At 69.3% G+C, this 716-nt stretch carries 1 protein-coding gene; it reads right to left on the reverse strand.

The window, feature by feature from the left end:
• Positions 1-66: 66 nt before the first annotated feature.
• Positions 67-711 carry a recombinase family protein gene (locus ON20_RS25730; RefSeq protein WP_040839579.1) on the reverse strand — a complete coding sequence of 215 codons (645 nt, stop codon included), beginning with the start codon at positions 709-711 and terminating at the stop codon, positions 67-69.
• Positions 712-716 lie beyond the last annotated feature (5 nt).

Below are 716 nucleotides of genomic sequence, written 5' to 3' on the forward strand. Positions count from 1 at the left end.
GAAACAGCCCCCGCAGATCGTCACGGAGGCGCTCGAGTAGCTCCCTGGCCTCGTCCCCCGCGCCCTTCACCGGTTCGGCGAAGCGTGCCCCAGTTCGGGCACGTACTTGTAGAGCGTGGTCCGCGAAACGCCGAACAACCGGGCGATCGAGGACACCGACTCGTCGGGGCGGGTCAGCAGGGCACGGGCCTGCCGGACCTGTTCGACGGTCATCGCCGGTGGCCGGCCGAGCCGTTGCCCGCGGGCCCGGGCGGCGGCCAGTCCCTCGTGGGTGCCGTCGACGATCAGTTCGCGGATGAATTCGGCCAGGGCGGCGAAGACGTGGAACACCAGCCGCCCGCCCGGGGTGGTGGTGTCGAGGGCTTCGTGCAGGGACCGGAACCCGATCCCGCGGCGGCGCAGATCGGCCACGATCGCGATCAGGTCCTGCAGGCTGCGGCCGAGCCGGTCCAGCGACGCCACCACCAGGGTGTCACCGGCCCGCAGGTAGTCCAGGCATGCGGCCAACTCCTCTCGTTCGGCGTTCTTCCCCGATTTCTTGTCGGCGAAGGTCTTCTGACATCCGGCTACCTTCAGTGCGTGCAGCTGGTGGTCGAGATTCTGGTCCCGGGTGCTGACACGGGCGTACCCGATCAAGGCTCCTCCCCCGCCGATCGGGTCCAGGACATCGCCATCGAGGGAGAGCGGTTCGAGCGCAGCAGGGTTCGCCATCCTCC

Source organism: Nocardia brevicatena NBRC 12119, from assembly GCF_000308495.1.
GTDB lineage: Bacteria > Actinomycetota > Actinomycetes > Mycobacteriales > Mycobacteriaceae > Nocardia > Nocardia brevicatena.

Bases quoted from the DNA above. Each gene is read 5' to 3' on its own strand.
- ON20_RS25730 (WP_040839579.1), bottom strand. From the start codon at position 711: ATGGCGAACCCTGCTGCGCTCGAACCGCTCTCCCTCGATGGCGATGTC.